This window comes from Ilumatobacter sp. (assembly GCF_041688325.1).
Lineage (GTDB): Bacteria > Actinomycetota > Acidimicrobiia > Acidimicrobiales > Ilumatobacteraceae > Ilumatobacter_A.
The window spans coordinates 1-2,789 of record NZ_JBDNIJ010000274.1; the positions used below are offsets into that span (position 1 = coordinate 1).

General features: G+C 61.3%; 2 protein-coding genes and 1 pseudogene. All 3 read right to left on the reverse strand.

Annotation, left to right across the window (positions count from 1 at the left end):
• Positions 1-831 precede the first annotated feature (831 nt).
• Complete coding sequence (locus tag ACH2EI_RS14905; RefSeq protein ID WP_395156573.1) at positions 832-978, reverse strand: hypothetical protein; 147 nt, start codon at positions 976-978, stop codon at positions 832-834.
• A gap of 325 nt (positions 979-1,303) precedes the next feature.
• Entirely contained in the window at positions 1,304-2,338 is a 1,035-nt protein-coding gene (locus tag ACH2EI_RS14910; protein WP_395160609.1) for a transketolase family protein, read from the reverse strand.
• Positions 2,335-2,789 (reverse strand): annotated as a pseudogene (locus ACH2EI_RS14915) (transketolase); the annotation flags it as partial. The gene ACH2EI_RS14910 and the pseudogene ACH2EI_RS14915, both read right to left, overlap by 4 nt.

Sequence of the window (2,789 nt, forward strand, 5' to 3'; positions counted from 1 at the left end):
TGCGTCGGTGAGTTGATCGGACAGTTCGTTCAGTAGGTCAGGCCGTTCGAGCGCCTGCATCGGGTCGGGGCTGAAAGCGCCCTGAGAGTGCGTGGCGAGGTCGGTGTAGCGATCACCGTGGACGAGCGCGGCGCGCCCGTCCACGTTGGCGAATCGGAATCCCATATGAATGTCAGCCTTTCGTGGTTCAAACCGTCAGGTTGCGGCAGCGATGAGCCCCACGAACTCTTGCAGAGGGGGAGGCCCAAACACATAGAGGGACTCGTGACCTTTTCAGTCCTTCTGGCGGGGGAGCCTCGCTCGATGTTGTCCGTGATCTGGTGGCGGCCTGATCTTCATACGACTGGGTGATGAACCCAGTCGGAGCTGTCCCGTCACACCTCTCACTCGACGAGGACGCTGGTGTCGAGGATCAGTGTCGTCAGCCACGGCCGATGCTGTGCCGGGCCTGATTCGCAAGTCGCTCGGAATCTCCACGATGCCCTCCATCCAATCCAGCGTCAGTTCGGTCTCGAGATCGTTCCTCGTTGTTGGAAATCTACGCCCACGGGAACCGCTGAAAGGAAGGGCCCATCGATCGCCTCCGAGCGGTTCGGAGTAAAGCAATGACTTCGGTATGGAGGCCGTCACGGTGCGAGCCGCGCCGGTCCACAACTCGCCCGAGGCAAGGCGCAGCCCTCGCCTGATCCGCCGGCACTTACCCGCGCGGCCGAACGCGCTGCCTTCGGCGCACCATCGGGTTGACCCGTCCAATACTTGGGGCTCTTGCCGGCTGATCATCTGTGAGCGGTGCCACTCTCTGTATCTCTGCAGCCCACTGTGTGCGATAAGTCAGGTGGCTGCGATGCGGACCGGGGAGTCAAGCAGGTTGATCAACTTGCCGAGGCCGCGGTGACTGAGTTGATCTGTGATGATCTCTCGGAATGCTTTGCCGACCGCCGTAGAAGCGGCGGGCTTGCCGTGCGGAGAGGTGAACACCAGGTTCTCCTCGTTGGCGTCCGCCAGCAAACGGTCAGGAGGCCCACCAGCATCATGGGGCCCGAGGTGAGGGGAGTCCGTCGTCGATCGTTGCCCGTCTCATCCAGCGGCGCTTTCACTTCGATCGGCCAAAGTCCTACGGGAGCGAATCTTTGCGAACAAAGAAGAACAGCTCCGGACGAAAAAGAACTATCTGGCTGGATGTGTGTGTGCACTTTGGCGCTCCTTGGAAAACCTCATTTCCAAAAATGTTCTGGAAGAAATCCGATGGCCTACCAACCAAGGTAAGGGGCGATTCTCCTGAGCTCTACGAGAATTTGCTGGTCTACGCTCCGGTCGAATCGTGGAGGCGCTTTGCGACCGCAGCGATCCCCGAAGCGTCCAGCTGGTAGTGGGCGTAGAGGGCAGCTGGTGGACCGATCGGGACGTGCTCGTCGGGGACGCCGTGGCGGTGGAACCGCGTCTGGCCGAACCCTCCCTCGAGGAGCGCTTCGGCGACTGCAGTGCCGAGGCCGTTCGTACGGTTCGCCTCTTCGACCGTGAGCACGGTGCCCGTCTTGGCAGCGGCCGCGACCGCAGCGAAATCGAGCGGCTTGATCGTGTGGACGTCCCACACCGCCACGCTCATGCCGTCCGCTTCGAGCATTATCGCAGCGTCGAGTGACGGCCGGACCTCCGAACCCGTTGCGAGGATCGTCAGATCCGATCCCTCACGGAGCTGGATCGCCTTTCCGAACTCGATGTCCGGCACCTCGGCGTAGACCTCAGGGTCACGTCCACGTCCGAGGCGTAGATACATAGCGCCGTCGTGGTCGAGGCTTTTACGGAGTACGGCGCGAAGGTGGTTGGCATCGGTGACGCACACGACGGTGAGATCGGCGATCGATCGAAGGATGCCGAGATCTTCGAGACTGTGATGGCTGGTTCCGTAAAAGCCCATCGACATTCCCGAGTGATGGCCGACGATCCGGACGGGGAGATGCGGGTACGCGCAATCGGTGCGGATTTGTTCACAGCCAAGAAGCGCGGCGAAGGATGAGAACGTCGCGGCGAACGGGATCATGCCACTCGCTGCCATCCCGGCCGCAATGGTGATCATGTTCTTCTCGGCGATGCCGACGTTCACAAAACGGTCCGGGTGACGTTCGGCAAAATCAGTGGCGCGATTCGCCTTTGCCAGATCGGCGGTGAGTACCGCGATACGGTCGTCGTGATCGGCGAGATCGGCGAGTTCTTCGCCGAATACGAACGCCGGGATCGCGCGTGTGTCAGTTCCGTCGGTGGAGCGCTGATCCCGTAGCCGACTGTCACCTCCGGCCGTTCCCCGAAAGACTTCGCTCGTGTCTTGCTGGTCGCTCATGGCGCGATCCGATTCTGGAGACCGCTTGAGAGTTCAGCCATCACGTCGTCGTAGTCATCGCCGACGAGATTACCGACGTGCCAGTGTGGCGACAGTTCCATGCGCTCCACGCCGCGGCCCTTGATGGTGTCAGCGATGATCATTCGAGGCGCGCCGTTCGGATCGCGACCGTGATCGGAGAATACGTCGAGGATCGCATTGAGGTCATGTCCATCAATGCGGCGCACGTCCCATCCGAATGACGAGAAGCGATCTGTCAACGGTTCGACCGACATGACCTCATCTGTGAAGCCGTCGATACAGAGTTGGTTCCGGTCAACGATGCCGACAAGGTTGCCTGCGCGGTAGTGGCCGGCCGCCATTGCTGCCTCCCAAACCTGCCCTTCGGCAAGTTCACCGTCTCCGAGCATGCAGTAGGTGAGGTGGTCTCGACCCTGCATGCGGCCAGCCA

Coding starts and splice junctions, on each gene's coding strand:
- ACH2EI_RS14910 (WP_395160609.1), bottom strand. CDS start 2,338: ATGAGCGACCAGCAAGACACGAGCGAAGTCTTTCGGGGAACGGCCGGA.